Genomic DNA, 25,678 nt, shown 5'->3' on the forward strand with positions numbered 1-25,678 from the left:
AAAGGGAATTTCTGTTAAATCGTGCAGCCTGCGTGCAGCAGACGTTTTGCTTTCAGGTAGGCGTTCTTGGCGTCTTGAGCGCTGTCGAAGCACCCCAGGTTGACCGTCCTACTATTGATCTGGATGCGACTGCGCCACTTCTTCTTATGCCGGGTAACGCCGAGGATCCCGCTGATTGCGTTGTCAGCGCGCGGCCCCCGGATATTCTGCCGATTGAGCGCGTTCGGAATGTCGCGCAAGTTGGCAATACGGTTATCGTTTTTGATTCCATTAACGTGATCGATGTCGAATTCCGGCCATCGGCCATGCACATACAGCCATGCAAGCCGATGGGCCAGGTACCTCGTGCTGTCGAATGAAATTCGGCAGTACCCCTTGAGCCCGCCGCCCGTCACGATAAAGTCCGCCCGATCACCGACCTGGTGCCGCTGGGCGGTGCGCACGCGGCGCGTAAAAGCGCCTGTGCTTGGATCGTAATGCAGCAGTTCGCGCACACGCGCGGCAATAGTTTCGATTTCCATGTTCGCTTTCAATCAATTGATGAATGGGATCAGGTGAAAAATTCGAAGTCCTGCATCGTTCCGCGCAGTTCGGTGGCTTCGTCGAACGTGGCAATGCGGCCAGTCAGCACGGAGGTTTGCAGGCCCGCCACGACGCGCAAAGCGTTCTCCACCTGCTTGCCAATACTCGATGCTTCCAGGCGCGTGGCGGCCCATACGTTGACCTGCACGCGCGTGAACTCCTTGTCCGGTACAGCGCCGTCAAGAAAATCAATCGGTTCACCTCCGACCGCCTGGAAGGTGAGGTACGGGGGCACGGTGCCCTCTGGCGCGAAATCCGGGAACACCTCGCCGGCACCAAGCCCCAGCAGCGCGGCATAAACGGCTGTTTCCATGCTCATTGCCCGCCCAGCCTTTCTTTAATTTTTTGCGCCAGCGTGCGCGTCATCGCATCAACCGCGGCTTGTTTTTTCGATTCATAAGCCGGGCGCAAGAAAGGGTATGCAGGCGAATGGGCGGTTCCGAATTCGAGGAAGCGCCAGTAAAACGCATCGCCGCCGGCGTTGGATTTCCCGCCGCGCACCGTGACCAGGTACGCTTGACGCTTGCCGTCCGATTCCTCGACCAATCGCTTTACGACGATGCTGCGGGCCAGGGTGCCAGTGCGCTGGTGTGCCATGGCGTTACGCTTCGCCTCGTCCCTGATCACTGCGGCACCGGCGAAACCAGCAGCGCGAAGAGTCGGCTCGCCAACTACTTCGGTGATCAGGGCGGTGGTCTGTTTGAACGCATCGAGCAGCGCACTGGTGTCGAACTTGATCATTTGATGGCCTCGCAAACAAGGTCGACGTGCTGGTGCCGCTCTTCGTCCAGCAACACCGCCAGCACTTTGTAAATCGTCGCGCCGTGCACGACGCGCATCGCTGCGGTCAGGTCGGTCCGGTACCGCATGCGGATCGAGGCTTTGACCTGCGACACCACAGCGCCGGCCTTGATGGCTTCCAGGCCGCCGACCATGCGCACGTCAGCCCAGGCGGTGGCGTGCGTGACCCAGCCGCCCGGAATGGGCTGGCCGATCGGGTCGCGGCCGACAGGCGCCTGGATAGTCACCAGGTGGCGCAGGGTCTGCGCGAAGGCGCTCACCCGTACACCCGGCAGGCATCAAGCAGCCGGTCCACATATATCGATTGCGAGGTGGCCTTGAACTCGCGTGTGGCTGGGTCGAACTGCTCGCACAGGCGCGCGAGAATATACAGCTGGATATTCTCTGGCACGCTCGCTGCGGTCAGGCCATAGCCGCATGTGTATTCCACGACCACGGCATTGCGGCGCGCGTACGTGGCAGGCCAGGCCGCGCCCGCAGCCGGCACGACGTAGCCAGGCTCGGTCACGGCGTCGACGTAATACGCTTCCGGCGCCATGAGCTGGAGCGCGTTGTCGGCGTCGTAGTAGCTGACGCTTTGCACGGCGATAAGCGGCGCGCGCTCCAGGCGAAGCGCGTCCTCGAACGCTGGCAGGGCCAGGCGCCAGGCTTGCGAGATCAGCGCGCGCCCGATCTGGTGCTCGCACTCGCGCGTGATGCCCTTGAGCCACCGCGTGATCGATGCATCCAGATCGTTCGTGGTCTCGCGCAGATGCAACTTAGCGTCTTCCAGGGAAACCGCCAGCTCGGCCGGCGCGGTGATTTGGCGTGAAGTCATGGCTGCTCTTTACACCAGCGAGTTAAGATAATTGGTGAGGCGCCGGGCCTTCACCGTTTCGATTGCGAAGTTGTTTGGATGAAGCCCGTCGTCGTTGAAGTTCATCGTTGACACCCAGCGCTCTGGCACAGCACCGTTTCCCAGCTCGGGGAAAGTGAGAGTTGACACGCCAGGGATCGTATCGAGCCACGCGTTAAATGCCGTCCGGTACCCGTCTTGCACCGTGTTGTTGCCGTTGCACGGCAGGAGTTTCAGAAAGCACAGGTTTTTGATGTTGTGTTCTTCGCAGAAACGGATTGCTTCGAGAGCACGGGCGCGGTGCTCGGCGAACTTGCGCGGCAATGTCGCAATCGTGTAATCGTCGTTCACTGATGCGGGCGCGTAAAGCACGGTATTAATCGGCACACCGGCCAGGATCATTTCCACCGTGCGCGCCCAGAACTCGGGCGAGCCTTTCCCCGAGCAACCCAGATTCACGTAGTTGACCGGCCGGGCAGGTGACGAGGCATCTGCGCAGCCACGGTAGCCCCACGACGTGAACACGTCGGCCACAAGAGCATCGTTCTGGCCGGTCGAATCAATGGCGATGCCGACTGTTAGCGATGGCACCAAGTAGTGGAATATCGGGAAAATCAGGTGTGTCTCGCCGCTGAATGGCATATTGATATTCGGGTTGGTGACCGCATCGGCGCCGTATTGGAAGGTTTGAACGATGCGGCCACGATTGGCGGCGTTTGGCGTGCGCATGCTGGCAGGCGTATTCACGAACGTGAAGCGGCCGCCAGTGGCTGGGTCGTGGTCCGCACGTATGACCACAGCGGGATACCCGCCTGGCACATCCACACGCGGCACTGAGCCGGCTGGGATTACGTCAGAAATCACCACCTGCGAGGTCGTCACCGACGGACTTGCCGATAGTGTCGCTTGTCCGCCCCAAGTCACGGGGAAGAAGCCGAGTATGCTCCCAGCAGGCGCCATGACGCCGTAGGTTACGCCGCCGATTACCGGCTTACAGTTGTTTGCCGTGACGGTTGTTACTGTGGTCTCGGTAACGCCTGCAATAAAACGCATGCCGGTAATCGCGTTGTTTGCCAAGTTCACGTAGACCAGCTGAAACGCGTAGAACGGGGCTTCCGCTACCAGCGTGAGCCCGTACGTGGCGCGGTAGGCACTGGCGTTCGCCACCAAGCCGCCATATGTGATTCCGGCAATGGCGCTGCCGAACCACTTCTGCGCACCCTTTGTGCTCGACATCGCGTAGCGCTTGGTCCGGCCCTCGATATCGATACTGACTGTGATGGGCTTCGCGCTGATGGCCGCCGGCGGCACGTATGGTGTGCCACCGGTGACATCGGCGCTCGCCATCTTCGCGGCAATCAGGCCGGCCTCAGTGCCAGCATCGAAAACGACAACGGCGTTCGCAGGGTAGATCGAGTAGGCGCAGAGAAGGCGGATGGTCATAGCTCAGACTTTCTTGATGGATTCGGCGTATGTCACGGCGGCCGGGGCAGTATCGAGCACGGTGGTCATGGTCTCGGCCAGCGCAGCGTCGATCTCGATCACGTCACCGGGCTTGCCCAGTGCGCAGCCGACCAGCACGCGCGCGCGGACCAGCGGTGGCGCCTCGACCAGCAGCGCTTCCTCGGCGGCCGGAAGCACGTCAACAGGAGGGACTGGATCGGCCAGCGGCGTCGCCTCGATCAGCGGGGCATTCTTTGGGATTTTCGACATGGGATTCTCCTGGAAGGTGGCGGCCAGCCGAAGCCGACCGCCAGATGGTTAGGTGGCCGAGTTCTGGTACACCTTCACAGCAGCTGGTTCGAGCAGGTTGCCGCCCGAACGCTGCCAGCCGCAGAAGCCGACCTGGCCGTTCAAGGCAAACGCCGAATCGTCGAAGCGGCGCAGGACCGTGCTGCCTGCAACGTCACGGATCGTGTACTGCGAGAAGTCGCCAAACGCGATGGACTTCGCGTTTGCAGCCATGACCGGAACATCGTCGTTGATTGCTACTGGATGACCGTTCAACAGGTCGGGCGCACTGGCGGTGATTGCAGGGGTCCAGATAGGGCGGCTGGTGGTGTCCTTGAGCTTCGACACGGTGGCAACGCTCAGGTCGTTCATCATGTACGCGGCGTTGGCGCGGTATGCGCGGTTGACTGCGTGCTTGAGGTCGATGGTGTCTTCGTAGGTGAGCGTGACCGTGTTGCCCGTCGAACCGATCTTGCCGATACCGGCACGCGTGATCACTCCATCCGGCGTGGTCGTGCCGGGGCCGATGGTGAAGTGCGTATTCTGGATCCGTGCGATGCGCATCGCGAGACGGTTCACAACAAGGGCGATAACGTCAATGGCACTGTCCTGGATCAGCTCCAGCGGCAGTGCAATTTTCTTGGACGAATACTTGAACACCGGCAGCCCGACCGTGCCGAACGTGACATCGCCACCGGTTGCCGGCGCGTTCTCACCGACGATTTCTCCAACCTCACCAGTGCCATCTGATGTTGGGTAGTTCAGCGGATTGCCGCCGGCAGTCGAAATGATCGTGGCCACCTCGCGCATGCCGCCGAACGCCTTGAGCCTTTCGATCACCATGGTGGCAATCTCTGCCGGCACGGTGTAACCGCCCTCGGCCGGGGTCGTGGTCGACATCGCGTTACGAATAGCAACTGCTTGCTCCGCCGTGACGTTGGTGCCATTGCGCATGTACAGAGCGACAGCGACCAGAGCGTCGACCGTTACGCCAGGTTCGGCCTTGTTGGTCGGGCCGTTTTCCTTGAAATACTGGTCGGCTTCCAGCTCACGCATTTTTTCGATGTTGCGGACCTGGCCCTTGGCGGAACTGATTTCGTCCGTCAAGTTGTCGAATTTCTTCTGGTCTTCTTTGGTCCAAACTTGATCACCCTTTTCGGCGAGCAGGTGATTGGCTTGGGTAGCGAGGTTTGCAATCTTCTCGCGCAGGGCTTCGATAGTGACCATGTGTTTCTTTCAATAAAAAAGGGAGCCGCAATGGCTCCCGATTGGGTGAGGTGACCGACCTCGGCGGGCGTACGCGAGAAGCGTTACAGGGCTTGAATCAGTGCGAGGCGGTTGGCATTCGCCTGGATCATGGACCGCGCTGCGGCCGGCGCGCTTGGTGCAAGTGCTGCAGGTGCGTTCGCATAGGCGGCTAGGTTCCAAGCGTTCGATGCCTTGGCCGTGGCGCCAGCGATGCGATCGATGAAGCCGTGGGATAGCGCCTCGTCAGCGTCCATCCACGTTTCCGCTTCCATCATTGCGATCACCTCTTCGGGAGGCTTACCTGTTTTCTCGGTGTAGTCGTCCACGATAGACAGTTCGATCTTCTCGACCAGATCGGCTTGATCACGCAGCTCGGTCTTGTCTCCGAACGCCATCCCCTGCGCGTTGTGGATCATGAAGAAGGCGCCCTTGCTCATCTCGACTTCGTCGCACGCAAGAGCGATGCTGGTGCCGGCGCTGGCACACAGGCTGTCGATATGGCCGATGGTCGCACCAGGATAGTTCCTGATGGCCGCAGCGATCTCCTTGCCCTGGAAAACATCGCCGCCCGGTGTGTTGAATCGAATATTGAGTACCTGCTCCGGGTCGGCCTGATCCAAGCTGGCGATCACATCGGCCGCATTCGCGTCGAAGTTCGCGGCGATGATGCCCCGGATATAGAGCGTTTGGCCGGTGCTGTTCGATACATAGATCGATTGCTTCGCCGTCGAGGATGCGGCGTTGTCAACGCAGAGTTTCATAAGGTAGGTCATACAACATCTTTCGAAGCAGGTTGAGGTTGATCGCGCGGGGCGCGGTAGAGCTCGTTGCCACCTTCCACTGGCGGCAGGCGCTGCCGGCGGCGCACTTCGTTGAGCGACATGAAGGCATCGCCAGCGCCAGGCCCGCCCAGTGCCAGCCGGAAGAAGGCCCCTTGAGCGGCGATATCGCCCTCGTAAAGCGCTTCACGGTGAAATTCAAGGAAGCGGCCGGTGTTGCGCGGGTAAAGCTTGCGGTTCAACTCCTGCTCAATCTTTTTCAGCCAGGTCTGCAAGGTGTACTGAACGAAGGCGCGCCCGATCGATTCGATGCCAGAACCCCAGGATGTTGCGCCGGTCGACTCATTGATCATGAAGCCAGGCACGCCAAATGCGCGCGCCACATCGAGCACCTGATACCTGCGCGCTTCCAGCAGCTGGCAGTCCTCGGCTGAAATATTCATCTGGTTCGCCGTCAGCCCTTCCGTCAGAACCAGTGGGACAGCGTGCGCATTCTTCAGGCCAGCGTACTTGCGGGCGAAGGCTTGCTGCAAGTCAGAAATTTGGCTTGGGTTCATCTTGTTGGGGCTTTGCAGGATCATCGAAGGGTGAGCACCGTTCTCGAAGAACTTCCCGCTGTACTCATCCATGGCCAAGGCATTACCGATGGCATTACGAGCGCCGAATTGGATCGCTGACATCGATCGCATGGTCGTGTCATCGAAGCCCATGCCGGGGAAATGCAGGATGTCGGAAGGTTCGAACCAGGTAGAAATGCCGTGGGAAGGCATGTTGACGTAGTATCGAACACGTCCGTCGCCGGTGCGAATCGGTGGGACGCATCCCCATGGCAACGGCAGGATCTCACGGGGCCTGCCATTGGTGCGCCATTTGATGAGGCCGAAGGCATCGCCACGTAGCAGTTGCGACATGCTGGTGCCCTCCCACATCGACGCCGCAGTATATTGCGGGCTGGGCTGCTCGTTGAGCAAATACCACAGGTCGCTGCGCGGGAGAAGGGCCGGGATCTCGCCGCCATCCATCGAGTATTCATGGATCGGCATACTGACGATCGCACCGCTGATTTTCGCCACGCAGGCGACAACAGCCGACACTCGCATGGCTGAAGTTGCCGATACCGTAGTGCCGGCTGACGAGACGCCGAATGCATCCATCACGGCATCGCTGTAGCTCACGTTCGAAACCTCCGGACGTGACGATGCCTGCCGCCCGGTGAACATGGCGACGATCGCGTCAAATATTTTCATTTAGATATCCACAAAACCTTGCGAAATTTCGTTCGTCTCGCCGCTCATCGCGCGCGCCACGCCCATGATCCCCGCGACAATCCCGTCGATCTTCTGCTCGGGCTTGTCCTTGCGAGGGTAGATGTTGTCTTTTGCGTCCAGCTTGGCGACCACGTTCGACGCCATCCAGGTCAGGACGGGGTTGCCGTCGTGGTGCATGCGGCCAGCCTTCACAGCACTTTCAAATTCTTTCATTGGTAGCGACAGGTTCTTGACCGTCTGCCCCAATTCCACCGCGTTGATGCCCTGCTTCGTCAGCCGCTGCTCCAGCTGGGCGGCGCGGTAGGGATCGAATACAACTTCCTCGGGCCCGTACGCAGCGATCATGGCCAGCGTGTCTTCCTCGATCAGATCGAAGTCGATCTCGGCGCCATCGTGCTGCTGAAGGAACCCTTCGATCACCCACTTGCGGTAGGCGCTGCAATTCTTAGTGTCGTTCTCGATCGCGTTCTCGGGCAAGTAGTAACTGCCGAACAGGTAGAAGTGCTGCTTGCCTGAGATCTCTTTCACGAACATCAGCATAATCACGCACACGTCTGACCGGTGGGCCAGGTCGAGCGTGATATAGCACTTCTCACCCTTGAACTGCTCCGGACGCAGCGTGCGATCCGTGCACTTGTCCCACTCCAGCAGATTGAGCCATGCCGATTTGGCCGAGCACCAGATGTTCAGGTGCTTCGTCTTGAATCGCGTCTGCTTCGAAGCACTCTGTACAGCCTGGCGTTGCTGGCTAAGCAGAAAGTCGATATCGACCGATACGCCCATATTCGGATTCGCCTTGTAGAGCGAGGCCGGATCATCCCACTTATCGGAATCGTCGATGGTGTAGATGAGCGCGAACAATTCGTCGTTGTCGAGCACCCCTTCAAGCATCTTCTTGGCGTCCGATTCCTGATCGAAGCACGGGCCGGCGATATTGAACCCAGCGGTCGTGATCATCAGCATCAGGGGCTGCTCGCGCGACCCCATGCCGGTCTCCATCGTGTCGACCAGGTCGCTGGTGTCATGCTCGTGGTACTCATCGACAATGGCGCACGATGGGCTCGATCCGTCGCCTGGCTTACCGATGACCGGCTCGAAGCGCGAACCGTCCTCTGGATTGACCAACGCCTTGGCCCACACCTCGGCGCCAAAAGCGTCGCGCAGTTCCGGTGTGCGCTCAAGCATCTGCTTGGCTGGCCGGAAGACCTCCCATGCCTGGCGCTCCGTCGTCGCGCCTGAATACACTTCCGCGCCAAACTCACCGTCGGCCGCGAACATGTACAACCCGATGCCCGAGCCGATGATCGACTTCCCGTTCTTTCGCGGCACCGCGAAGTAGGCCTTGCGGAAGCGACGACGCCCGTCCTTCGACTGCTTCCAGCCAAACAGCACACAGAATGCGAAGCACTGCCATGGCTGAAGCACGATCAGTTCGCGCTTTCTGGCCCACTGGCCTTTGGTATGCGGCATCAGCGACAGAAACTGACAGACCTTGTTACCAGCATCCTCGTCAAAGTAGAACTTGGCGCCGCGCTTCTTCGCCGCCTTCAGGTCGTTGAGGTGGCGCTTGCAAGCCAGCCTGACCCACTTGCATGCGATGACATCGCCTCGGGTAACCGCCTTCGCATACTCCAGCGCGGTGCCGACATAATCGGCGGACACGTCAGGCTTTCTTCTGCCCCACCAACGCCAGGAACGGATTGACTTTGGGGGCTTTTTTGGAGGACACGCGCGACCGGTCGGCCGGGGTCATGCCAAGCGAGGCCAGGGCCGTGCGAATCTGCGCGGCTTGCGCCATCGTCACATCGCCATCATCGAGCGCACGGAAGCGGGCCACCAGGCGCGCCGTCAACTCAACGGCCATGCGGTCGGTCGACTGCAAAACGGATTCCGGCAGCAGGCCAACCATTTCATTCCACACCGCGACCTGGCCGTCGTTGAAATATGCCGGCGCCGCTTTATCGAAAGCGCCGGAATCAAAATCTTCGCGCTGACGGTCGGGGTTATGGGCGAACGCTCCCCGTGCTTCGAGGATATTCGAAGGCGTGCGGGGCTTCGGCATGAGTTACTCCGTGGAAAATCTGAAAGTTTGAATTGGGGATGTGAAAATTGAACGAAACAGTCGGTCTAGAAGGCTTTTCGGCCAGACTTTTGACCGCCCCCTCCGTGCCGAATGCGGCATCGCTATCCTTCCTCCTGCGTCTTCGCCGCGTGGCAACAAGAGCAGGCCGACTGTAGGTTGCTCTCCGCATCGATCTGCTCGTCGGTCCATCCTCGGCTGCGGGCTTGTTCCTTGCCGATGATGTGGTCAACCTCACGAGCGACGAACGTACAGCCCGGCCGCTTGATCTTGCACAGGCCCATGTCGCGGCTCAGGATGCGCGAACGCAGCTGCTGCCAGTCCCAGCCATACCCGCGCTCTGTGCTGCTCTTGTCTCCGTGTGAGCGGTTCCAGCCCACCTTCAGCTTGGCGTGCCTGGGGCAATAGCCTGGCGTGTCGAGTAGTGCACCGCATGCCACCTTCCGGCAAATCGACTTGGGTCGTGCTGCCATGCGGATCAGCCGACGGAAACCGTTGCCCTCACCCCGCCATGCAGTACCACCACCTTGCAGCCCGTCGGAAGGTCAGCGAGAATGCCCGCCTTGATTTTCTTGACCTGCTCGTCGGTCAGCGCCCGATCGCACTCGACGAACAAGGTTGCACCCGGCTGGATTGCGCCATCGGCACGGCCCGCAGCAGCAGGATTAGCCGCTTGTGGGATGATGCGCTCACCTGCATGCACGTTCAGCGCATCGACCCCTGCGCCGCTCCAGGACTTCGACACCAGCCGCGTCTGCCCCGATTGCACAACCATTTGCCCATTGGGGTCATTCAGCACCAGTTGATTAACCAGCGCGTCGACACGGTGCCTAACCAGGTTGTCGATGTGCTTGGTGCGCACGTCCCTCACCAGCGAATGGAGCGGCGTCATGGGTGCGAACACGCCGAGCTTGTTGATCGCCGCTTCGACAGTCAACTCGAACTCGGCAAGGGCTGGCACGACGTCGCCCTTCACCTGATCGCGGATGCGCTGCTCGATGAGGGCGGTCACGCTGGTGTCGCTGGTAATGGACATGGTCTCTCCTATGGTTTGTCAATGGAATTGTCACCGCCTGCTCTACGCGATTGCCCGCGATACCCTGCGGTTGGAGTCCGTAGTCATGGTTCATCGGTGACTGCACCCGCTTTACGAGTCGCGCCGCTGGAGTGCGATGGCGCAGTAGCGATCAGCGAATAGGCAAAGGCTCGACCGTCACGCCCTTGCGGATCAAGCGTTTGATCCTTGCCCAGTTGGGCTCCGTGCAGGTCATCACGTGGAACAGTGCGAGCGTGTGCAGGTACGGCATCAGCCACCAGGCCTTGCGTACCTTGAGGCTGATGGTTGTCGTCGTGGTCGTCATGGCTCGGCATCCGGTTCGTCGTTATGCGGGATCAGCCCCCATCCCAGCTCTCGGCGGATGTCGTCGGGAGATGGCGGTGGATCGTCGTGTTCAGCGTGCGTGCGGCGGTCCATGTATTCGCGCACCAGGTGCTTGTCGGGCTTGGTGGTGGTTGCCATGGATGGTCTCGCTGTGTACGGGTGCAGCTGGCTGGAATTGAACCAGCGACCTGTCCTATTAGCTAAGGCACTATTTCAGCCCGCCCAGGAGCGCTCTAACCATCTGAGCTACAGACTGCATGATCTGGAATGCAAAAAGCCCGCTACCTCTCGGCGCGGGCTTTTTGCTTTACTGTCATCTACGTACAGATGAGCAAGCGTAGCACAATATAACCCTAACCCTAAAGTCCGTCAAGAAACTTTCTGAGTATTGTTTCGTAACCCTTCAGCGAGGTCCTGGGCCTTGATCTCCAGGTCATGCAGGGCATCCATTACCGCCAAGTGCAGCGCGTGAAGCCGGTTGTACACGGTCACTTCGCTACAGTGTAATTCGGCCGCAATGCGCTTTACCGTCATGGAGCCCGCCAGGTAAAACCAAAACGCAACGTCGTACTGCGCCGGCGCCTTCTGGCGGATCGCGATGATGATCGCCTCGATCTCCAATGCTGCCGCCGCTTCGGTGATCGGACCAGCACCACTAGCGCCACGAATCTGGACCAGATCGCAATAGTTCGACTTCGATGGATACCCCATGCCGCCATCGTCACGGCGCTTGCACCATGTCGACCACTCGATCATTCGCTTGTTGATGTACTCGATCATTCTGTTCCTTGTTCAGCGTGAGGGTGGCGAGCAGCCGTTCCGCGAAGGTAGGTGATCAAGTCCGCAAACGTAGGGCAGACTTCCTCGGCGCGGAACGTCCCGCCGCTATCGATCTCGCGCCGGATCGCTGCGACCAGGTCCTTGGGCGTGTTCCCGGCGATCTGCTTGGCCGTGGCCTTTGCCTTGCCTTGGAGACGTGCTGCCTCGACGTGCTCTGCGATGACGGCGCCGGCGCGCCCGCCGCTCTGACGCACGATCTTCGCCGCGTTGCTCGCGCTGATCTGTTTCTCGGTGACCGCGAGCTTCACGTCGCTGTTTGCATCGGCCAACACCAGGGCATCGCTCACGTTCTGCACCGACCGCCCTACAGCTTCGGCGATCGCCGCCGGCGTCCAGCCCCATCCGACGAGCTTGCGATACTGTGCCGACCGCTCCAGCGGCGTCAGGCCCAAGCCCTGCGAGCTGGTGATCAGGTGGATGACGCGCTCTGCATCGCCACCACGGAACTGCTTGGCACCCAGCTGGAACCCACCATCCGGTTCCCGCACGCCAGGCTCTGCCAGCCATTCCACAGCCGCAGTTACCCGGTGGTGGCCGTCAACCGCGATGATGGCGCCCTCTTCGATCCGCACCTTGATATCGTCCAGCTCGTACCCGGCCCGCAGCGATGCCTTGATCGACTCCACATGCTCGCGGTTGATCGGGCGATTAAAGCCGGGCTCAAACTGCACCAGGCGCGGATCGACGCCCCAGCTCTTGACGGTCGACACGCCGGGCATGCCGCGCTCCCTCATGACCTTAAGCGAAACTGCTGGCTTCTCGTTGCGCAGACCTGTTGGTGCCGACTCGTTGACTTGACCCATCTTTCTCTCCCATTTTTATGGCGGAATGCGCCGCCTCGCTTTTGAGTGTTGCTGGTGCTGTCCCCGTACTGGCCTGAGAATTTAGGCGAGTCAACAGGCCACCCGGTCTTTAAGTAGCCTGAACAAGCTGTCGACCGCCTGATCGAACACCTTGGCGAAGTCCGCGCGCCAGACGCCGCGTGTTTTGAGGCCGTAGTGCGACATGACCGCCTCGCGCTCGATGACGCACAGGTCCCAGACCGCCGTGTGCACCTCGCGCACCAGGCGCTTGTTGACCTCGATTTCCATGTCCTCGAAGCTGTGAATGCGTGCGTCTGGGGCGCCCAGGCATTGCCGTGGCGCGCCTTCGGCAATCGGTTCACCAGTCCTGATCCATTCGGCCCATCCGTCCAGCAGTCGCAGAACGTTCTCGTAGTGCTCTTGTGCTACGGTCCCGCGCACCACCGGCGGCAGCGTGGCGACGCGCACAGGATTGAGCGCCGGTGGCGCGCTATCCTCAGTCACGTCAACGAAGACGATGTCGGGCACCGGTGGCGTCTTGACAGGCCAGCGCAGCGTGAGTGTCGGGCGCTTGCTCATGGGCGCACCTCGCCGCTTTCGGCTGCTGTCCGGGCCAGCGCAGCGTTGTGGCACGCCACCAGGATCAGATGCCAGTCATCGCGCCGGGCCCAGTACGTCGAGCGGCACCAGTTCACTTCTTGCATATCGAACTCCTTCATTTTCAGTAACTCCATCAGGCGCTGCTCAATCTTTGCCGGTATCGGGCGGTCGCTTTTTGTCATGCATTTCTCTCGGCCATAGTGGTCATTTAGAGGGGTTGGTTGGAACCCCTCCGCAGTCGGTATGTATGAGGGTTAGGTGTTCCTGGCCCCCGAGCAAAATCAGCAAAAACTTGTATCGAAAGTGACGTATTCACGGATGGTCAGTTCCGCTACGGCTCGTCCAGGCCGCCCCCTCGCTCTTTCGATTGGCGCACTCTGGTGAATGCGCCTGCCAAACGAGCCAAGCATTCCAACTCTGTACCTCTGTTCGCTCCGGCCTGTGCTCTCAGGCCTCGGCAAGGCCCCCTCTGCGCCTTGTTCGTGCTGTGCCTTGGTGTTCGACGGTGCTGTCGGTCTTTTTGCGGTGTGGGCCGATTCAGGCGCTTGCACGTTTTTTCTGGTGTCGTCCGCTCCACCTGGCGCCGCGCTGTTGGCTTGGCTCGATCAGCCCGACGAAATTCGTCTGGCTGGTACCGCATTCGGCTTCGAACGAAATTCGCACGAAGTCGGATGCGGGCTGCTTGCCCTACTTCACGCGCAGCAGCCGCGCTTCCCGCATCACCTTCAGCTTGATGTCGGCGAACACGCTTGCCTGCACCTGGAGCACCGTGCGCTTGCGGCTGAAGCTGTATGCCTGGCCTTCCAGCGCCAGCTCCATCTGCTCCATGGCGTAATCGTTCCAGTCGCTGCCATTGCAGGCCGGCGCCGCAACGCCCACGCCCAGCAGCTCGGCTGCGGCGTGCGCGGCGTCAAGGCCGGGGTTGCGGCCAATGCGCGCGGCAGTCTCATGGTCGTTATCAGCGCATACGACGCCCATCCCGGAGCGGCCCATGCGCTCGGCGACAACGGGAAGATTTCCGGCGTTGAACGCGACGATGACGCGGCAGTTCGGTATGGCCTGAAAGATGGTCAGGCCAGTAGCGAAGCCCTCGACCAGGACCGTGACGGCGGCACCATTCCGCTCGATGGCGTAATAGGCGCTCTTGGTCGTGGCGCCGAAGTGGAATTTCTTCTCGCCGTCCGACGAAATGCGCTGCAGGCTGAGAATCTTGCCGTTGTAAAGCATCGGGACGACAAGCCAGCCATCGGCATCGACGCGCAGGCCGACGCAGCCGGCCACACCGAGCCCCTTGCCCACCAGGTAGGGATGGCTGTCGCGCAGCGGTGCGCAGCGGTCGTAGTAGGCGCGCGCGGCAAACGTGGCTTCGCACAGCGCGGCGCGGCGCTCAGCCTGGCGGCGTGCGATGGCGGCGCGGTCGATCGGTGCGACAAGCGCGGCGGCGTCATCGCTGGCGCGCCACATCACCGGCTCGGCGTGTACAGCGTAATCCTGGCACCAGCCGACCAGGCCGTCGTCGGCAAGCTTGATGCTGCCGTTCTTCTTGCGCGGATGACTCTCGGTCTTGCACCGAATCCAGCGGCCAGGCGTAAACGTGTCCGGCACGATGATGCCGTTCGCCTGGACGAATTGCAGGAAATCACTCATGCGCCCGCCGCCTTCTTCTTGGCGTGGTTCTCGGCGATGTGGCGTGAAGTGACCCAGCCCCGCACCTTTTTGCTCGGCTCTGCTGCGGGCGTTGCTTTCATTTCGGTATCCGGCCAGTCGCCGAACTTGTCCTTGAACTTGTGCGACGCCCACCCGAGACTCCACCCCTTGCTCTCAGCGACAAATCGCAGGCCGGAGTAGAACTCCTTTTTGTCGTCCACCGATGGCGCCGGCTTCTTGCCCTTTACCTCTTTTAGCACACCGGCAACCTTTTCGATGACAGCCGACTTTTCGTACGCAGCACCGCACGATGGGCAGGCCGGCGCAGCATCGTGGACGTGAAAGCACACCGGGCACTTGACCGGCTTTTTCTCGGCTTTCTTCGGCGGCGCCACGGCTTCCTTGGGCTTGCCGCCGTCCAGCTCGTCAATGCCGTTCTCGAAAAAGTGCTGCACATCGGTCCAGAAGCGCATGCAGTTGCCACTGTGGTCGAGCACGATCGCTTCGTGTTTTCCTGTACTTTCTGAACAGCGCAGCACCCGACCCAGCATTTGGATGTGGATCGCAAGCGCCTTGCGCAACGGGCGAGCCATTATCAGCACCTCAATGTCGGGCACGTCGAAGCCGCGGGTGAGGCTCTCAATGCTGATGAGGCCACGGATGTAGCTGTCCGGCTTGCGGAACTCAGCAACGGCGGCGACCTGCTCGTCGTCGGTCTGACGATAGGTGTACAGGCCGCAGATCACACCGGCCATCATGAACTGGCGTTGAAGCTCTTCCGCGTGTGCGACGGACGATGCGAACGCGATGAACTTCTTGTCCTGGCCATGCTGCTTGTAGCCCTGGATGACGTCACCGATGATGGGCAGCGAACGCGATTCCACTTCTCTCTCGACCCACTCGCCGGTGTTAGACACCTCGGCGCCGGTCATGTCTGGTTCGGATGCAGCAAAGACGCGGAATGGTACGAGGCGCTTCTCGGCGATCAGTTGGTTCGTGGTCGCCGCGTTGATGACGTGGTCGAAGTACTTGCCGAGTCCCTTTGTAAAGGGTGTGGCGGTCAATCCGATCGTGAAGCAACCGCGTTCACCGCGACGCTGCGTCAGGCGCTTCTTGAGCGATGTCGGCAACACGTGGCATTCGTCGATCACCAGCAGATTAACGTCGAGCGGCGCGTCCTTGAGCGTTGCCAAGCTGACGATCTGGATCGGATTGTTGCGGTCGGCACGCGGATTCTGGGCCTGCATGATTCCGTGATCCAGTCCGTACCTGAGCAACTTGTCGAACTTCACGACCTGGTCGTTAGCCTTCAGGAAGTCGTTGTGGTGCGAAGTAGCCAAGCTGCGCGCCTCGTGAAGTTCACGCAGAAGGGCTTCGATGCGGGCGCCCTGATCCGTGCTGCCAAGCGCTGCAACCTGCGCCTTGAGTTCTGTAATTTCCTCGCGCAGCGCCTCGTTTTTACCCTCCAGGGCACTATTTAATTCTTCGAGGTCCGGCACATGGCCATCGTCCAGCCCGTCAATGAACTGGGCGATAGATGCGGAGCCGGCTGATGCGGCGGCAGAGACGCCGAGGTCGAGAATGTCCTCTGCTGGTACGGGACCGGCACCAGCGGATACGCACGGCTGTGACACGGTTGCAGGCTCGACTGGCGGAGCAAACGGCGGTTGCGCGGCGGGTGCGGGTGCGGGTGCGGCTGGCTTGCCGATCTTCGCCGTATCCATCTGATAGGTAGCGCCGTTCCGCGTGACATCACGAACCGTATCTTGTGATCGATCACAAGATGGCTTGCGCGACGTCGACACACGCGACACATACTCGCGGCTCACGTGGCACGCGGCAGCAATCTGCATCTGAGTCCAAGTAGACCATTCCGGGTCGTCAAGCATTTCCTCGACAGCGCGCTTTTTGTCCGCAGCGGATCGCGGCAGCCCGTGCGTTGCATTGGCGCCGAACGAAAACAGTTTTGCGTCGCGATAAGTGCCGGCGCGAACATCGCACCGAATTTCAGCGAGGCCGGCAGCGCGGTGCGCATGGTAGCGGTGGAACCCATCAGCCAGCCATCTGCCGCCTTCGCTACCGTCGGCAAACACGATTACAGGCGGGAACTCGACGCCCTGCTCGAGCGAGAGTTTGTATTCGCCTACCGTCGCATCGTCAGTTTTTGCGCGGGCCTGAGTCCCAGCAAGGATGTTGATCTCGTCGAGGCGCAGCTTTTGAATATTGCTCATAACAGACCTCAGAACGGGGGCGTTTCGTCTACAGGCATGAGGCGCCATTGCTGACGCACCATCGTGCCGTTCCACTGGACGGTAAAAACTTGACCCCAAAGCTCATGCGGCTTGAGGATGCGACGTACCAACGAACGGATTTGTTCAGCTGGAATGCGGTCTGGCTCGCACAGCCGGGTTTCGCTGATGATCTCGAAGTCCTTTTCTTCGCCCTTGAGGAGAAAGTCAAAAAGGCTCCCGAAGTGGAACAGCTCGTTCGGATTATTCAACTCGTTGAACGCCACCCCATACTCAATCTCGTCACCCCACATTTGCGTCTGGATGCTGACCGCGATCTTTTCCCCTTCGAGGTCGATGACATGGCCCAGGTCGATAAAGAATTTGCTGCTCATGCTTATGCCCTCCACAGGTTGAAGCGGTTGAACGCGCGGATGACGGTCGAGCCCTTGATCAGCTCGCGGCAGTACAGCTGGATGACGGTGCGTTTGATGATGGTTTTCATGCTGCTCTCCAAAATTTGGGCGTAAAGGGGCCTCGCGCCGAGCGAGTAGCTGATCGGCGTTCGAATTAAGACTCAGGTTTTTGGAACTTAGCGGCTGTCGGTTGCGTCTGAGAGCAACATCATGATTTTCGGGTTAACCAAGCGAGCGCGAGCAATCTTGAACCGCGCCTCGATTTCGCTTGCTCGGCGAAGTGGAACCCATCCTCGACGCAACCATTTACTCACGACCTGCTGCGTTACTCCCAACTGACTCGCAAGTATTGATTGCGTACCAGCGGCAATGACAGCGTCAGCAATACCAGATGGAGCTATAAATACAGTGTTCATGAAAGTGGCCCGTGTACGTAACACAACCATTTTACAACTAAAAACACCTACACGAAAAATATTTTTGAGAGGGACGAACAAAGTCTATACAATTAGCGCATTAACAACCAAATGGCTGTCAGAATGAATAACGATCTGGGGAAGACATTACAAGATTTGCGGGAGCGATCAGGGCTTACGCAAGGGCAGCTGGCAGAGCGCCTGGGGATTACACAGCAATCGATCGCAAAATGGGAGGCAGGAAAGGCCGCCCCACGTGCCTCAATATTAGACACCCTGGCGGCTACGTTGGGCGTATCCACCGCGTTCCTACTGCAAGCACGTAGTGTGAATAAGCGCGCGCGCGGCGTAACGAGCCTTCCACAAGTTCTGAAAGCGAGCGAAGAACCAGAAGCCGCGCATGCTCCAATACCACCGTTGCAATTTAAGATTGACGCTCAATTCCCAGAACTCGCAAGCAACATGAAGCCGTCGGAGTACGCATCGGCGATGAAGGCAATGATCGCTCCGGTGCTTGAACCGTTTTATCCAGACGGAAGATGGGACAGCGTAGTACACGGCAGCTCTATAGCGTGGAAGGTTGACTACATGGACGATCGCCGGGTCGCTAATTTTGTACATTCGTCCAACTTGTCGATGTGGAATACCCTGCGCATTGCTGTTCCGCGCACTTTGTGGGAGCTAGCGACACTGCGCGCGCATCTGAAGGATTCCCGCACGTACATGCTTATTATGACTATTGCAAATGGGGGAGGGGAGCAAGATCCGTCGGATAGCGCGATGAGTCAGGCACGGGAGGTCCGGAACGGGCGTCTACTGCGTGAGCTAACCGAGCAGGCAGCCATTCTCAACATGTTTTTGTTTGTCTCGCGTACGCCAGCTGATGTAATCTCCATCCTTGACTCTTCTTATCTGATCTTTCCAGATATGGACGGCGGGTCCGCGTACCAATAGACGACTCCTCTCATTCAACTAGACTGCCCGGCTCCGGGCATTTTTTTACATATTAAATACAACCAATTATTTTCAAATGGTTGTATTTGGTAGTTTTTAGTGATATGGTTGTGTCCGTGACACCAGTGGATCACATAAAAAAGCCACCCAGCGCTCGAACGCTGGATGGCCTCGTACAACCTAAATTTTTGGAGTGAAAATTGGAACAGGCTAATAGTATCAATAAGGTATCGTCAAGAGCAAGCGATAAATCCGCTAGCTGCAACAATGCTACAAAAGGTGGGGCTATTCTCGCGCTCGCCAACCCGCACTTCCACCACATCGAGCGCGCACCGTACGAGCTCGGCTGCTTGCTGCGCAGGCTGCCCCCTTATCTGTCTGACCCCGCGCTGACTGATGAACAGCGCGACTTGGCTGCGGCTGCGGCCGAGCACGCCAGTAATTACAGCACCTCCCTGTTGGCCGGCCTGGAATCACTGGGGCGGATCATGTGGTGTGCCGCTCTCAATGACGAACAGCAGGTCGAACACAGTGACTTCGCCGACGTGGGCCAGTTGGTGGCCTCACTGGCCACCCAGCTCCAATACCTGAATTTCTTCCACGGCGAAGTCGAACTGCACGTCCATCGTGATGTAAAGAAGGGAGCAGCCTAATGAGCATCCTGAATATGGCAAAGAAAGCCGCCAGCGAAATCAATACTGCGCAAATGGACATGCGCGCGCTCAACTCGGCGATCACGGGCCTGCTGGAGCATTTCGAATACCGCGAGTGCGACCAAGAAACTATCGACACCCTGTACGCGTTCACTCGGCTGCTGGGCTCATCCATCGAAAAAATCAAGGATGGGCACGGGGCGATTGAAGAGCTCGTTTTCGCAAAAGCCAGCCCTGTATGCGGAGGTGAAGCATGAGCGCCACCACACTCCCCGTGCAGCGAGACGCAATTGCGAGCGCAAGTGATGCAGTCAACGTCGCAGACGTTGCTGTGTGTTTCGTCAACAACCGCATTCATCCGATGATTAGCGCAATCGTCGCACTGGCCGATTTTGAAGGCGCCGATGCTGCTGCGATCCGAACGCGCCTGGGTCTGATCTTGGATTTCGCTAAGGTTGGGCGAATCATTGTTGAGGACGCGGGAGGATTCCTGGAGACGGAGCGAGACGACATGCTTGCGAAGCTCACGGCGTTGAAGGGAGCGATTCAATGAGCGCCCCGACTACGCGCCGACCTCGACCACAGCCAGCGGTCCCCGTTGCTGCTGATGTTCCGTCGAACCTGACGCATGAAGAGCTGCGCATCGTCGCGCTGTACCGCGCCACGGATGCAAGGAGCCGCGCCATGTTCTTCGGTATGGCACAAGATTACGCACGGATCTATCCATGCAATGCCCGGCCGGTGCTCCACCTGGTCCGTGGAGGTGCAGCGTGAGCGCGCGCCAGCACTTCGCCAAAAAAGGCGACCACTACAATCTTAGCGCGCCCGCATCATTTCTGATGGTCGCGGTCTACGCCTACGATCCATCGGAGTCGGCTGCACCAGGTCTGCGTGAGCACGTCGACGTTATCTTGGCGCGCGCTACACGGGCCGGTTTTGGCCAGGCCGACATTCTGGTCACCATGCTCAGCAACGGCGAGCAGTCTGCCCGTACGATGCAATTGGCCTGCGATGTGACCTACAGCGTCGGTGGCGACGGAGCAATGATCGCCATGATCCGAGATTTCGACCCGAAGAAAGGAAGCACGCGATGAGCACCGCCTTCAACGAAGTGGACGTCAAGCGCCTGGCCGGCCTGACCAACGTGATCAGCGCGCTGCTGGCCGCGATACCGATCTTGCAGCGCGAGAGCCAGGCGGATGCGCTGCAAACCTGCGCCAGCATGGCAGCCGATGTGGCCGACGAGCTGGACGCCCTCACACGAGCGGCAGCATGAATCCGGCTGTGTCGAGCGCGTCTGGGGCTCGCGTTTCAACCGCGACTTCCCAGCACCGGCATTCGGACGAGGTGAAGCGGTGCGCTCTCGATCTACGCCCGGTGACGGCGAAACCCCGTGATTCAGTACCTGCACAACCGGCTGAACGATGATAAAAAGGAATGGTGCATAGTTGGAAACTTTTCTCACTAAAGACGCACTGGTCACGCTGACCGGGCGTCGCAGGCAGTCGAAACAAATCGAGGCGTTGCGAACGATGGGCTTGCCCTTCTGGGTCAATGCCATTGGACAGCCAGTCGTCACCGTCGCCGCAGTTGAGGGGCGGAAAGAGGCGCCGCGCGAGAAGGAATGGGTAATGCCGAGGATAAGCCATGGGCCGAAAAAACACGCGTAACCTGAATATGCCGCCGCATATGCATCCACGTAAGCAACGAAGCGGCAAGGTCTACTTCTACATGTACACCCAGGACAAGCCACGCAAGGAAATTGCGCTGGGCGACGACTTCATTCTGGCCCTGAAAAAGTACGCCGAATTGAACGTGGTTGTTGCCCCCAGCGCCGGCGCAACGTTCGGAGATGTGCAAAAGCGGTACCTGACCGATGCGCTGCCCAAGCTGGCCGCCAGCTCGGCCAAGATGTACCGTTCGGACATCAAGCACCTGATGGCCTCATTCGGCGAGGCGCCGCTGAGCAAGATAAAGCCGATGCACATCCGGCAGTTCCTTGATGGGCATGCGGACAAGCCGACCACGGCGAACCGGTGCAAGCGCGTTTTTTCAACGATGTGGAATAAGGCACGCGGGTGGGGGTATACCGACCTGCCAAACCCATGCGAGGGCATCCAGGGGCACTCACTGGCCAAGCGAACGGTTTATATCACCGACGCAGTGTTTAAGGCCGTGCATGACCACGCCAGCGCGCCGCTGCGCGATGCCATGGACCTGGCCTACCTCACCGGCCAGCGCCCGGCCGACGCGCTCAGCATGAGCGAGCACGACATCATCGACGGGCACCTCATCGTCACCCAAGAGAAGACCAAGCAGCCGCTGCGTATCCAGATCGTCGGCGAACTTGCGGCGCTGCTTGCACGTATTGAGGTCAGAAAGGCGGGCTGCAAGATGAAGACGGCCGCGTTGCTGGTGAACAGGCAGGGCAAGCGCCTGACCGCGCCGACGCTGCGCGCACACTTCGACACTGCCCGAGCGGCAGCAGGAAAAGAGGTGCCTGAGCTGAAGGATGAGATTGAGAAATTCTGGTTCTACGACCTGCGTGCGAAGGCCGCCGACGATACTTCAGACGACCGGGGCGACCAGGCGGCCAGCGATCTGCTGGGGCACGACAGCGTCAAAACGACCCAGCGGCACTACCTGCGCCGGGGCAAGATCGTGGCGCCTACAAAGTAACTTTTCGGTGTTTTGTGGAGCGCCAGCCGTTTTGTGGAGCGGAGAAATCGAGATTTTAGCCATTTCTCATTGGAGCGGGTGAAGGGAATCGAACCCTCGTCGTAAGCTTGGGAAGCTTCTGCTCTACCATTGAGCTACACCCGCGTGCAGCCGTATTCTACGCGGCTTTGACCTTGTTTGACAAATTTTCAAAATGGCCAAGCTGATGGGGGCCGGTTGCCTGCATCCGGCCCCATGAGGCAGTTATCGCCCCGCAGCGGCCCCTGCCGAGACTGCCTTTCGGCCGGCATCGCTGGGCGGTGGTTGCGCTACGAGCAGGCGCAGGTCGACCGCGTTGGCCATCACCCTGTAACCCGCCTCGTTGGGATGAAGATGATCGCCGCTGTCGAAGTCCGGCTGAAGCCGCCCGGGGTGCGCAGGGTCGCGCAAGGCCAGGTCGAAGTCGACAACGGCATCGAATGCGCCAGAGCTACGGATCCACGCATTCACCGCCTGGCGCTTGGCCTCGGCCGCCTCGGTGTAGAAGCGCTTGGTCCCTTCAAAGGGCAACAAGGTCCCCGCCCAGACTTTCACCCCGTTTTTCCGCGCGCGCGCAGTGAGCGTCTGCATGCCGTCGATGATCTGCGCAGCCGATACCTGGTCCTTGGCGGCGCTCAACATATGCGTCGCGGTAATGTCGTTGATTCCTTCGTGTACCAGAACCCAATGCACCCCAGGCTTATCCAGCACATCCCGCCCGAAACGCGCCAGCGCACTGGGACCGATGAAGGGTTTGGCCGCATCGTTCAGGAGCCGATTGCCGGCAATGCCGGCATTGACGACGGCCACCGGGGCGAGGCCGGGATCCCCTTGCAGGCGCGCCGCCGGTGCATCGGTCCAGCGTGCGTTACTGTCGTTCGCGGATCCGATGCCATCCGTGATCGCATCGCCCAGCACGACAGAAGTGCGTGGCGCGCTGGCGGCCAGGACCTCGACGTCGGTTAAAAAAAGCGGCTGTCGTCGGTCTGCTCAGGGGAAAAACTCTGCGCGCCAGTAAGATCGCCAGCCGTCGTCATGAACACCGTCTGCATTCCGGCACCGTGGATGGTCGACACGGCCACTTGCTCGGGCAGGTAAGGACTCACCGCCAAGTTGCGTAAAGCGGGAACCTGCATGTCGACTGGATCGCTGAGCGCGCTGTCACCGTTGGCAATCGTCACCGTCGGCTTGCCGGCGAAGGTCAGCGTCTGATCGGTGCCGGCCTGAACTTGTGTGTCTCCGGCATGCGCTCCCAGATGCACGGGGCCGATCGTCACTGGCTTGGTGCCGTAGAGGTTGGAGAGCCGGATGCGGACTTTCGACCCGGCAATGCTGGTCCGGACCACTTGGCGGATGGTTTGGGTGTTCAGCGCAGGGCCTGGAGAATCGGGCACCGCAGCCCAGGATGCGCTCCAGTGCGCATTCTCCGCGCCGTGCGCGAAGGTGCTGAATGTGAAGGATAACAGCAGGACATGCAGCAAATTTTTCATGATCGATTCCACCTAGCTCCGCGCCTACGATAGGCGGCAACGATTTCCGTTTGCCGGCGTCGTTAATATAGGGAAATTGGGGGGACAGGCCTGCTTCCGGCCGCTGGCCGACGTTGCCTGAATGGCAATTGTACCGTAAGGGAAATACTGATTGTCTTACTGGTGCGGCTGGCGGGGATCGAACCCACAACCCTTGGCTTCGGAGGCCGGGAGATAAGGTTAGCAGCGGTAAGCACAGGTAAAAATATATCATAAAAATCAATAGCTTAGTACAAGTTCATGCTGTGGTTGTAAGCTGTGGTACGCTGCGCAACTAGTCCATAAATAGACCACACCATGAAAGCCAAGATTACAAGGGAGCTTCTACGCGACCTCAAGCCGGCCTCAGCAGTCATTGACATCATCGACACTGACCTACGCGGCTTCATTGCTCGCATGAGCCCAAGCGGCACCATTACGTATGGTATCCGGTATTCAAATCAAGATGGGCGCCAGTGCCGATATTCCCTCGGCCGCACTTTCCCGGCAACGACAGTAAGCGCCGCACGTGAGGAAGCACGCATCGTCCTGGGCAAGATCGCTGCCGGCATGGACCCAGCCGAGGATGAGCGCGCCAAACGACGCCAAGTCCTCACCCTGGGCAAATTCCTGGATGAACAGTATGCCAAATGGCTCCAGGTGAACACCCGTACCGGCCCGCACATCGCCGCTCGGCTCAAGGCGTCCTTCTCGGAACATCTCGACCGGCCACTTCATGAATTCAACGCCTGGCTCATCGAAAAGTGGCGCTCAGAGAAGATGAAGGCCGGCATGTCGGCCTCTACCACCAACCGCAACATCACGGCCCTTCGCGGCTTGTTCTCGCGTGCTGTGGAGTGGGGCGCGATCCAGTCTCACCCTCTCAGCTCGGTCAAGATGCTACGTGAGCCTGGCGGCAAGGTACGCTGGCTGTCAGATGACGAGGAAGTCCGCCTGCGCGCTGCGCTGACCGCCAGGGAGGCCCGAGAGAGAGCTTGCCGCACCAGCGCGAATGAATGGCGGGCGGCTCGGAAGTACGACCTTCTCCCGGCGCTGGCACAGGGCCAGTTCGTAGACCACCTGCGACCGATGGTGCTGTTGAGTCTGAATACTGGCGCTCGACAAGGCGAGCTAACCAAGCTGCGCTGGGAGTCCGTGGACCTGGACAACGCCGTGATGACGTTCAAAGGCGACACGACCAAGAGCGGCAGCACCCGGCACATACCGCTGAACTCCGAAGCACTCGACACCCTGCGCACTTGGAAGAAGCAATCCACCGGCCTGATCGTGTTCCCCGGCAGGAGCGGCGGCGAGCTGGTGGAGGTCAAGACCGCCTGGGCCAATCTGCTCAAGGAAGCGAAGATCGGGGCCTTCCGCTGGCACGATATGCGGCACCACTTCGCATCACGTTTGGTGATGGCCGGCGTGGACCTGAACACGGTGCGGGAGCTGCTGGGGCACAGTGACCTTAAAATGACTCTGCGATATTCCCACCTGGCGCCAGAGCACAAGGCAGCTGCGGTTCAAAAATTGATGAAGACCAAATAGCCCGGTTAGGGCACAAGTTTAACCATGCCTAGAGCGGCCACTCGAAAACCGGGAAACCCTTACCCGGCCGGCATGGTTTCCGTTCTAAGGGGCGTCGAAGGGGCGCATATGCGGAAGCTATTTAAGCTGAAGAAGTGGTACACATTGGAGGAAGCAGCAGCGCGGCTTACTCTCAACTTTTCGGAGCAAGTATCGGAGCGCGACGTTATACAAATGGCAGCTGATGGGCTGCTGAAGACTTGTTGGTTTCTCAAAGGTGAGCATCTAGGGCGGCGCGTCACGGTGTTTTGCAATTACCCAAAAGGCGAGATTCCTGCGGCCTTCTCGGAACCTGCCTATGACAAAGATGGGGCGTGGTGGGGTATCAGCTTATCCGGAATTTTTGAGCTGCCCGTCGAAATTTGCCCGAGTTGGGGATGGTGGCTACTCACATTCATCGGGCAAGGCGGGGAGAGCGGCAACTGGTGCGGCGCTGTCGTCATTGATGAGGACGGTGAGACCTGGGAGCTGTACGACGATCCGGGCGGGAATAACTTTGGCCCTATGACGTTTCCGGTGAAACTTGACATCGGCTATGCTGTGAGGTTCTACCGTCCCGGAGTGCGGTCAAGGGCGGCGCGCGCTGCGCGCGTGCCGGCGTAGCGCACCCTTGACGGCATGCAG

Annotated in this window: 36 protein-coding genes and 2 tRNA genes; 10 read left to right on the forward strand and 28 right to left on the reverse strand. The window is 59.7% G+C overall.

Annotation, left to right across the window (positions count from 1 at the left end; genetic code table 11):
• Positions 1–14: 14 nt before the first annotated feature.
• The 25 genes from F2P44_RS21805 to F2P44_RS36630 form a co-directional block, all read right to left on the reverse strand.
• A complete protein-coding gene (locus F2P44_RS21805) occupies positions 15–521 on the reverse strand; it encodes an HNH endonuclease signature motif containing protein (RefSeq protein WP_167089254.1) in 507 nt (168 codons plus the stop codon).
• Between the two features lie 29 nt (positions 522–550).
• A complete protein-coding gene (locus F2P44_RS21810) occupies positions 551–901 on the reverse strand; it encodes a DUF3168 domain-containing protein (protein ID WP_167089255.1) in 351 nt (116 codons plus the stop codon).
• Complete coding sequence (locus tag F2P44_RS21815; RefSeq protein ID WP_167089257.1) at positions 898–1,323, reverse strand: HK97-gp10 family putative phage morphogenesis protein; 426 nt, start codon at positions 1,321–1,323, stop codon at positions 898–900. Before F2P44_RS21815 ends, F2P44_RS21810 begins: the two co-directional genes overlap by 4 nt.
• Positions 1,320–1,643, reverse strand: coding sequence for a phage head closure protein (locus tag F2P44_RS21820; protein WP_370662734.1), 324 nt, complete (start codon positions 1,641–1,643; stop codon positions 1,320–1,322). Before F2P44_RS21820 ends, F2P44_RS21815 begins: the two co-directional genes overlap by 4 nt.
• A complete protein-coding gene (locus F2P44_RS21825; protein ID WP_167089259.1) occupies positions 1,640–2,200 on the reverse strand; it encodes a head-tail connector protein in 561 nt (186 codons plus the stop codon). The genes F2P44_RS21820 and F2P44_RS21825 overlap by 4 nt, the downstream gene beginning before the upstream one ends.
• A gap of 9 nt (positions 2,201–2,209) precedes the next feature.
• The gene (locus F2P44_RS21830; RefSeq protein WP_167089261.1) at positions 2,210–3,661 is read right to left on the reverse strand and encodes an SGNH/GDSL hydrolase family protein; all 1,452 of its coding nucleotides are present in this window, start codon (positions 3,659–3,661) and stop codon (positions 2,210–2,212) included.
• Between the two features lie 3 nt (positions 3,662–3,664).
• Positions 3,665–3,931, reverse strand: a complete 267-nt coding sequence (locus tag F2P44_RS21835) for a hypothetical protein (RefSeq protein WP_167089263.1) — start codon at positions 3,929–3,931, stop codon at positions 3,665–3,667.
• Positions 3,932–3,979: 48 nt separating this feature from the next.
• Positions 3,980–5,176 carry a phage major capsid protein gene (locus F2P44_RS21840; RefSeq protein ID WP_167089265.1) on the reverse strand — a complete coding sequence of 399 codons (1,197 nt, stop codon included), beginning with the start codon at positions 5,174–5,176 and terminating at the stop codon, positions 3,980–3,982.
• Positions 5,177–5,259: 83 nt separating this feature from the next.
• The gene (locus F2P44_RS21845; protein WP_167089267.1) at positions 5,260–5,970 is read right to left on the reverse strand and encodes a head maturation protease, ClpP-related; all 711 of its coding nucleotides are present in this window, start codon (positions 5,968–5,970) and stop codon (positions 5,260–5,262) included.
• Complete coding sequence (locus F2P44_RS21850) at positions 5,967–7,223, reverse strand: phage portal protein (RefSeq protein WP_167089269.1); 1,257 nt, start codon at positions 7,221–7,223, stop codon at positions 5,967–5,969. Before F2P44_RS21850 ends, F2P44_RS21845 begins: the two co-directional genes overlap by 4 nt.
• Positions 7,224–8,906 (reverse strand): terminase large subunit, encoded by a 1,683-nt coding sequence (locus F2P44_RS21855; protein WP_167089271.1) that lies wholly within the window; start codon positions 8,904–8,906, stop codon positions 7,224–7,226. It lies immediately after the preceding gene.
• A 1-nt stretch (position 8,907) separates the two neighbouring features.
• Positions 8,908–9,306: a P27 family phage terminase small subunit gene (locus F2P44_RS21860; RefSeq protein ID WP_167089273.1), complete on the reverse strand. Its 399-nt coding sequence runs from the start codon at positions 9,304–9,306 to the stop codon at positions 8,908–8,910.
• 122 nt (positions 9,307–9,428) lie between these two features.
• The gene (locus F2P44_RS21865) at positions 9,429–9,797 is read right to left on the reverse strand and encodes an HNH endonuclease (protein WP_167089275.1); all 369 of its coding nucleotides are present in this window, start codon (positions 9,795–9,797) and stop codon (positions 9,429–9,431) included.
• Positions 9,798–9,802: 5 nt separating this feature from the next.
• Positions 9,803–10,360, reverse strand: coding sequence for a hypothetical protein (locus F2P44_RS21870; protein ID WP_167089277.1), 558 nt, complete (start codon positions 10,358–10,360; stop codon positions 9,803–9,805).
• Positions 10,361–10,511: 151 nt separating this feature from the next.
• Positions 10,512–10,685, reverse strand: coding sequence for a hypothetical protein (locus F2P44_RS21875; protein ID WP_167089279.1), 174 nt, complete (start codon positions 10,683–10,685; stop codon positions 10,512–10,514).
• Complete coding sequence (locus tag F2P44_RS21880; protein WP_167089282.1) at positions 10,682–10,843, reverse strand: hypothetical protein; 162 nt, start codon at positions 10,841–10,843, stop codon at positions 10,682–10,684. Before F2P44_RS21880 ends, F2P44_RS21875 begins: the two co-directional genes overlap by 4 nt.
• A 22-nt stretch (positions 10,844–10,865) precedes the next feature.
• Positions 10,866–10,962 (reverse strand) — tRNA-OTHER (locus tag F2P44_RS21885).
• 112 nt (positions 10,963–11,074) lie between these two features.
• Entirely contained in the window at positions 11,075–11,485 is a 411-nt protein-coding gene (locus F2P44_RS21890; RefSeq protein ID WP_167089284.1) for a hypothetical protein, read from the reverse strand.
• Positions 11,482–12,348, reverse strand: coding sequence for a ParB/RepB/Spo0J family partition protein (locus tag F2P44_RS21895; protein WP_167089286.1), 867 nt, complete (start codon positions 12,346–12,348; stop codon positions 11,482–11,484). The genes F2P44_RS21890 and F2P44_RS21895 overlap by 4 nt, the downstream gene beginning before the upstream one ends.
• Positions 12,349–12,438: 90 nt before the next feature.
• On the reverse strand, positions 12,439–12,927 hold the full coding sequence (locus F2P44_RS21900) for a hypothetical protein (protein WP_167089288.1): 489 nt from the start codon (positions 12,925–12,927) through the stop codon (positions 12,439–12,441).
• Positions 12,924–13,130: a hypothetical protein gene (locus tag F2P44_RS21905; protein ID WP_167089290.1), complete on the reverse strand. Its 207-nt coding sequence runs from the start codon at positions 13,128–13,130 to the stop codon at positions 12,924–12,926. The genes F2P44_RS21900 and F2P44_RS21905 overlap by 4 nt, the downstream gene beginning before the upstream one ends.
• Positions 13,131–13,635: 505 nt before the next feature.
• Positions 13,636–14,595 carry a toprim domain-containing protein gene (locus F2P44_RS21910; RefSeq protein ID WP_167089292.1) on the reverse strand — a complete coding sequence of 320 codons (960 nt, stop codon included), beginning with the start codon at positions 14,593–14,595 and terminating at the stop codon, positions 13,636–13,638.
• Entirely contained in the window at positions 14,592–16,826 is a 2,235-nt protein-coding gene (locus F2P44_RS21915; protein WP_167089294.1) for a helicase-related protein, read from the reverse strand. The genes F2P44_RS21910 and F2P44_RS21915 overlap by 4 nt, the downstream gene beginning before the upstream one ends.
• A gap of 8 nt (positions 16,827–16,834) precedes the next feature.
• Positions 16,835–17,218 (reverse strand): hypothetical protein, encoded by a 384-nt coding sequence (locus tag F2P44_RS21920; protein ID WP_167089296.1) that lies wholly within the window; start codon positions 17,216–17,218, stop codon positions 16,835–16,837.
• A gap of 197 nt (positions 17,219–17,415) precedes the next feature.
• Positions 17,416–17,685: a YdaS family helix-turn-helix protein gene (locus F2P44_RS36630; protein ID WP_370662737.1), complete on the reverse strand. Its 270-nt coding sequence runs from the start codon at positions 17,683–17,685 to the stop codon at positions 17,416–17,418.
• A gap of 93 nt (positions 17,686–17,778) precedes the next feature.
• Here F2P44_RS36630 and F2P44_RS21930 point away from each other — a divergent pair, with 93 nt between their 5' ends.
• From F2P44_RS21930 to F2P44_RS21965, 8 genes are all read left to right on the forward strand, one after another.
• Positions 17,779–18,609 carry a helix-turn-helix domain-containing protein gene (locus F2P44_RS21930; RefSeq protein WP_167089300.1) on the forward strand — a complete coding sequence of 277 codons (831 nt, stop codon included), beginning with the start codon at positions 17,779–17,781 and terminating at the stop codon, positions 18,607–18,609.
• 200 nt (positions 18,610–18,809) lie between these two features.
• The gene (locus F2P44_RS21935) at positions 18,810–19,262 is read left to right on the forward strand and encodes a hypothetical protein (protein WP_167089301.1); all 453 of its coding nucleotides are present in this window, start codon (positions 18,810–18,812) and stop codon (positions 19,260–19,262) included.
• Entirely contained in the window at positions 19,262–19,519 is a 258-nt protein-coding gene (locus F2P44_RS21940) for a hypothetical protein (RefSeq protein ID WP_167089303.1), read from the forward strand. The genes F2P44_RS21935 and F2P44_RS21940 overlap by 1 nt, the downstream gene beginning before the upstream one ends.
• On the forward strand, positions 19,516–19,815 hold the full coding sequence (locus tag F2P44_RS21945; RefSeq protein ID WP_167089305.1) for a hypothetical protein: 300 nt from the start codon (positions 19,516–19,518) through the stop codon (positions 19,813–19,815). The genes F2P44_RS21940 and F2P44_RS21945 overlap by 4 nt, the downstream gene beginning before the upstream one ends.
• 217 nt (positions 19,816–20,032) lie before the next feature.
• On the forward strand, positions 20,033–20,356 hold the full coding sequence (locus F2P44_RS21950; protein WP_167089307.1) for a hypothetical protein: 324 nt from the start codon (positions 20,033–20,035) through the stop codon (positions 20,354–20,356).
• The gene (locus F2P44_RS21955; RefSeq protein ID WP_167089309.1) at positions 20,353–20,538 is read left to right on the forward strand and encodes a hypothetical protein; all 186 of its coding nucleotides are present in this window, start codon (positions 20,353–20,355) and stop codon (positions 20,536–20,538) included. The genes F2P44_RS21950 and F2P44_RS21955 overlap by 4 nt, the downstream gene beginning before the upstream one ends.
• Before the next feature lie 172 nt (positions 20,539–20,710).
• Positions 20,711–20,932 (forward strand): DUF4224 domain-containing protein, encoded by a 222-nt coding sequence (locus F2P44_RS21960; protein WP_167089311.1) that lies wholly within the window; start codon positions 20,711–20,713, stop codon positions 20,930–20,932.
• The gene (locus tag F2P44_RS21965; RefSeq protein ID WP_167089313.1) at positions 20,910–21,941 is read left to right on the forward strand and encodes a tyrosine-type recombinase/integrase; all 1,032 of its coding nucleotides are present in this window, start codon (positions 20,910–20,912) and stop codon (positions 21,939–21,941) included. The genes F2P44_RS21960 and F2P44_RS21965 overlap by 23 nt, the downstream gene beginning before the upstream one ends.
• Before the next feature lie 70 nt (positions 21,942–22,011).
• On the opposite strand, the gene F2P44_RS21970 is transcribed toward F2P44_RS21965, so the two are convergent.
• The 3 genes from F2P44_RS21970 to F2P44_RS21980 all read right to left on the reverse strand — a co-directional run bounded on the left by F2P44_RS21970 (position 22,012) and on the right by F2P44_RS21980 (position 23,449).
• Positions 22,012–22,085, reverse strand: a tRNA-Gly gene (locus F2P44_RS21970).
• 99 nt (positions 22,086–22,184) lie between these two features.
• On the reverse strand, positions 22,185–22,877 hold the full coding sequence (locus tag F2P44_RS21975; protein WP_167089315.1) for an SGNH/GDSL hydrolase family protein: 693 nt from the start codon (positions 22,875–22,877) through the stop codon (positions 22,185–22,187).
• Between the two features lie 44 nt (positions 22,878–22,921).
• Positions 22,922–23,449: a hypothetical protein gene (locus F2P44_RS21980; protein ID WP_167089317.1), complete on the reverse strand. Its 528-nt coding sequence runs from the start codon at positions 23,447–23,449 to the stop codon at positions 22,922–22,924.
• Positions 23,450–23,785: 336 nt separating this feature from the next.
• Here F2P44_RS21980 and F2P44_RS21985 point away from each other — a divergent pair, with 336 nt between their 5' ends.
• Positions 23,786–25,015 carry a site-specific integrase gene (locus tag F2P44_RS21985; protein ID WP_167089318.1) on the forward strand — a complete coding sequence of 410 codons (1,230 nt, stop codon included), beginning with the start codon at positions 23,786–23,788 and terminating at the stop codon, positions 25,013–25,015.
• Between the two features lie 108 nt (positions 25,016–25,123).
• A complete protein-coding gene (locus tag F2P44_RS21990) occupies positions 25,124–25,657 on the forward strand; it encodes a hypothetical protein (protein WP_167089320.1) in 534 nt (177 codons plus the stop codon).
• Positions 25,658–25,678: the final 21 nt, after the last annotated feature.

Origin of the sequence: Massilia frigida (assembly GCF_011682175.1) — a bacterium.
Taxonomy (GTDB): Bacteria; Pseudomonadota; Gammaproteobacteria; order Burkholderiales; family Burkholderiaceae_D; genus Telluria_A; species Telluria_A frigida.

Coding starts and splice junctions, on each gene's coding strand:
- F2P44_RS21880 (WP_167089282.1), bottom strand. CDS start 10,843: ATGGCAACCACCACCAAGCCCGACAAGCACCTGGTGCGCGAATACATG.
- F2P44_RS21875 (WP_167089279.1), bottom strand. CDS start 10,685: ATGACGACCACGACGACAACCATCAGCCTCAAGGTACGCAAGGCCTGG.
- F2P44_RS21945 (WP_167089305.1), top strand. CDS start 19,516: ATGAGCGCCACCACACTCCCCGTGCAGCGAGACGCAATTGCGAGCGCA.
- F2P44_RS21920 (WP_167089296.1), bottom strand. CDS start 17,218: ATGAGCAGCAAATTCTTTATCGACCTGGGCCATGTCATCGACCTCGAA.
- F2P44_RS21865 (WP_167089275.1), bottom strand. CDS start 9,797: ATGGCAGCACGACCCAAGTCGATTTGCCGGAAGGTGGCATGCGGTGCA.
- F2P44_RS21815 (WP_167089257.1), bottom strand. CDS start 1,323: ATGATCAAGTTCGACACCAGTGCGCTGCTCGATGCGTTCAAACAGACC.
- F2P44_RS21825 (WP_167089259.1), bottom strand. CDS start 2,200: ATGACTTCACGCCAAATCACCGCGCCGGCCGAGCTGGCGGTTTCCCTG.
- F2P44_RS21810 (WP_167089255.1), bottom strand. CDS start 901: ATGAGCATGGAAACAGCCGTTTATGCCGCGCTGCTGGGGCTTGGTGCC.
- F2P44_RS21930 (WP_167089300.1), top strand. CDS start 17,779: ATGAATAACGATCTGGGGAAGACATTACAAGATTTGCGGGAGCGATCA.
- F2P44_RS21905 (WP_167089290.1), bottom strand. CDS start 13,130: ATGACAAAAAGCGACCGCCCGATACCGGCAAAGATTGAGCAGCGCCTG.
- F2P44_RS21845 (WP_167089267.1), bottom strand. CDS start 5,970: ATGACCTACCTTATGAAACTCTGCGTTGACAACGCCGCATCCTCGACG.
- F2P44_RS21985 (WP_167089318.1), top strand. CDS start 23,786: ATGAAAGCCAAGATTACAAGGGAGCTTCTACGCGACCTCAAGCCGGCC.
- F2P44_RS21940 (WP_167089303.1), top strand. CDS start 19,262: ATGAGCATCCTGAATATGGCAAAGAAAGCCGCCAGCGAAATCAATACT.
- F2P44_RS21840 (WP_167089265.1), bottom strand. CDS start 5,176: ATGGTCACTATCGAAGCCCTGCGCGAGAAGATTGCAAACCTCGCTACC.
- F2P44_RS21835 (WP_167089263.1), bottom strand. CDS start 3,931: ATGTCGAAAATCCCAAAGAATGCCCCGCTGATCGAGGCGACGCCGCTG.
- F2P44_RS21980 (WP_167089317.1), bottom strand. CDS start 23,449: ATGAAAAATTTGCTGCATGTCCTGCTGTTATCCTTCACATTCAGCACC.
- F2P44_RS21910 (WP_167089292.1), bottom strand. CDS start 14,595: ATGAGTGATTTCCTGCAATTCGTCCAGGCGAACGGCATCATCGTGCCG.
- F2P44_RS21860 (WP_167089273.1), bottom strand. CDS start 9,306: ATGCCGAAGCCCCGCACGCCTTCGAATATCCTCGAAGCACGGGGAGCG.
- F2P44_RS21870 (WP_167089277.1), bottom strand. CDS start 10,360: ATGTCCATTACCAGCGACACCAGCGTGACCGCCCTCATCGAGCAGCGC.
- F2P44_RS21990 (WP_167089320.1), top strand. CDS start 25,124: ATGCGGAAGCTATTTAAGCTGAAGAAGTGGTACACATTGGAGGAAGCA.
- F2P44_RS36630 (WP_370662737.1), bottom strand. CDS start 17,685: ATGGTTGTGTTACGTACACGGGCCACTTTCATGAACACTGTATTTATA.
- F2P44_RS21850 (WP_167089269.1), bottom strand. CDS start 7,223: ATGAAAATATTTGACGCGATCGTCGCCATGTTCACCGGGCGGCAGGCA.
- F2P44_RS21890 (WP_167089284.1), bottom strand. CDS start 11,485: ATGATCGAGTACATCAACAAGCGAATGATCGAGTGGTCGACATGGTGC.
- F2P44_RS21915 (WP_167089294.1), bottom strand. CDS start 16,826: ATGAGCAATATTCAAAAGCTGCGCCTCGACGAGATCAACATCCTTGCT.
- F2P44_RS21895 (WP_167089286.1), bottom strand. CDS start 12,348: ATGGGTCAAGTCAACGAGTCGGCACCAACAGGTCTGCGCAACGAGAAG.
- F2P44_RS21900 (WP_167089288.1), bottom strand. CDS start 12,927: ATGAGCAAGCGCCCGACACTCACGCTGCGCTGGCCTGTCAAGACGCCA.
- F2P44_RS21965 (WP_167089313.1), top strand. CDS start 20,910: ATGGGCCGAAAAAACACGCGTAACCTGAATATGCCGCCGCATATGCAT.
- F2P44_RS21805 (WP_167089254.1), bottom strand. CDS start 521: ATGGAAATCGAAACTATTGCCGCGCGTGTGCGCGAACTGCTGCATTAC.
- F2P44_RS21830 (WP_167089261.1), bottom strand. CDS start 3,661: ATGACCATCCGCCTTCTCTGCGCCTACTCGATCTACCCTGCGAACGCC.
- F2P44_RS21955 (WP_167089309.1), top strand. CDS start 20,353: ATGAGCACCGCCTTCAACGAAGTGGACGTCAAGCGCCTGGCCGGCCTG.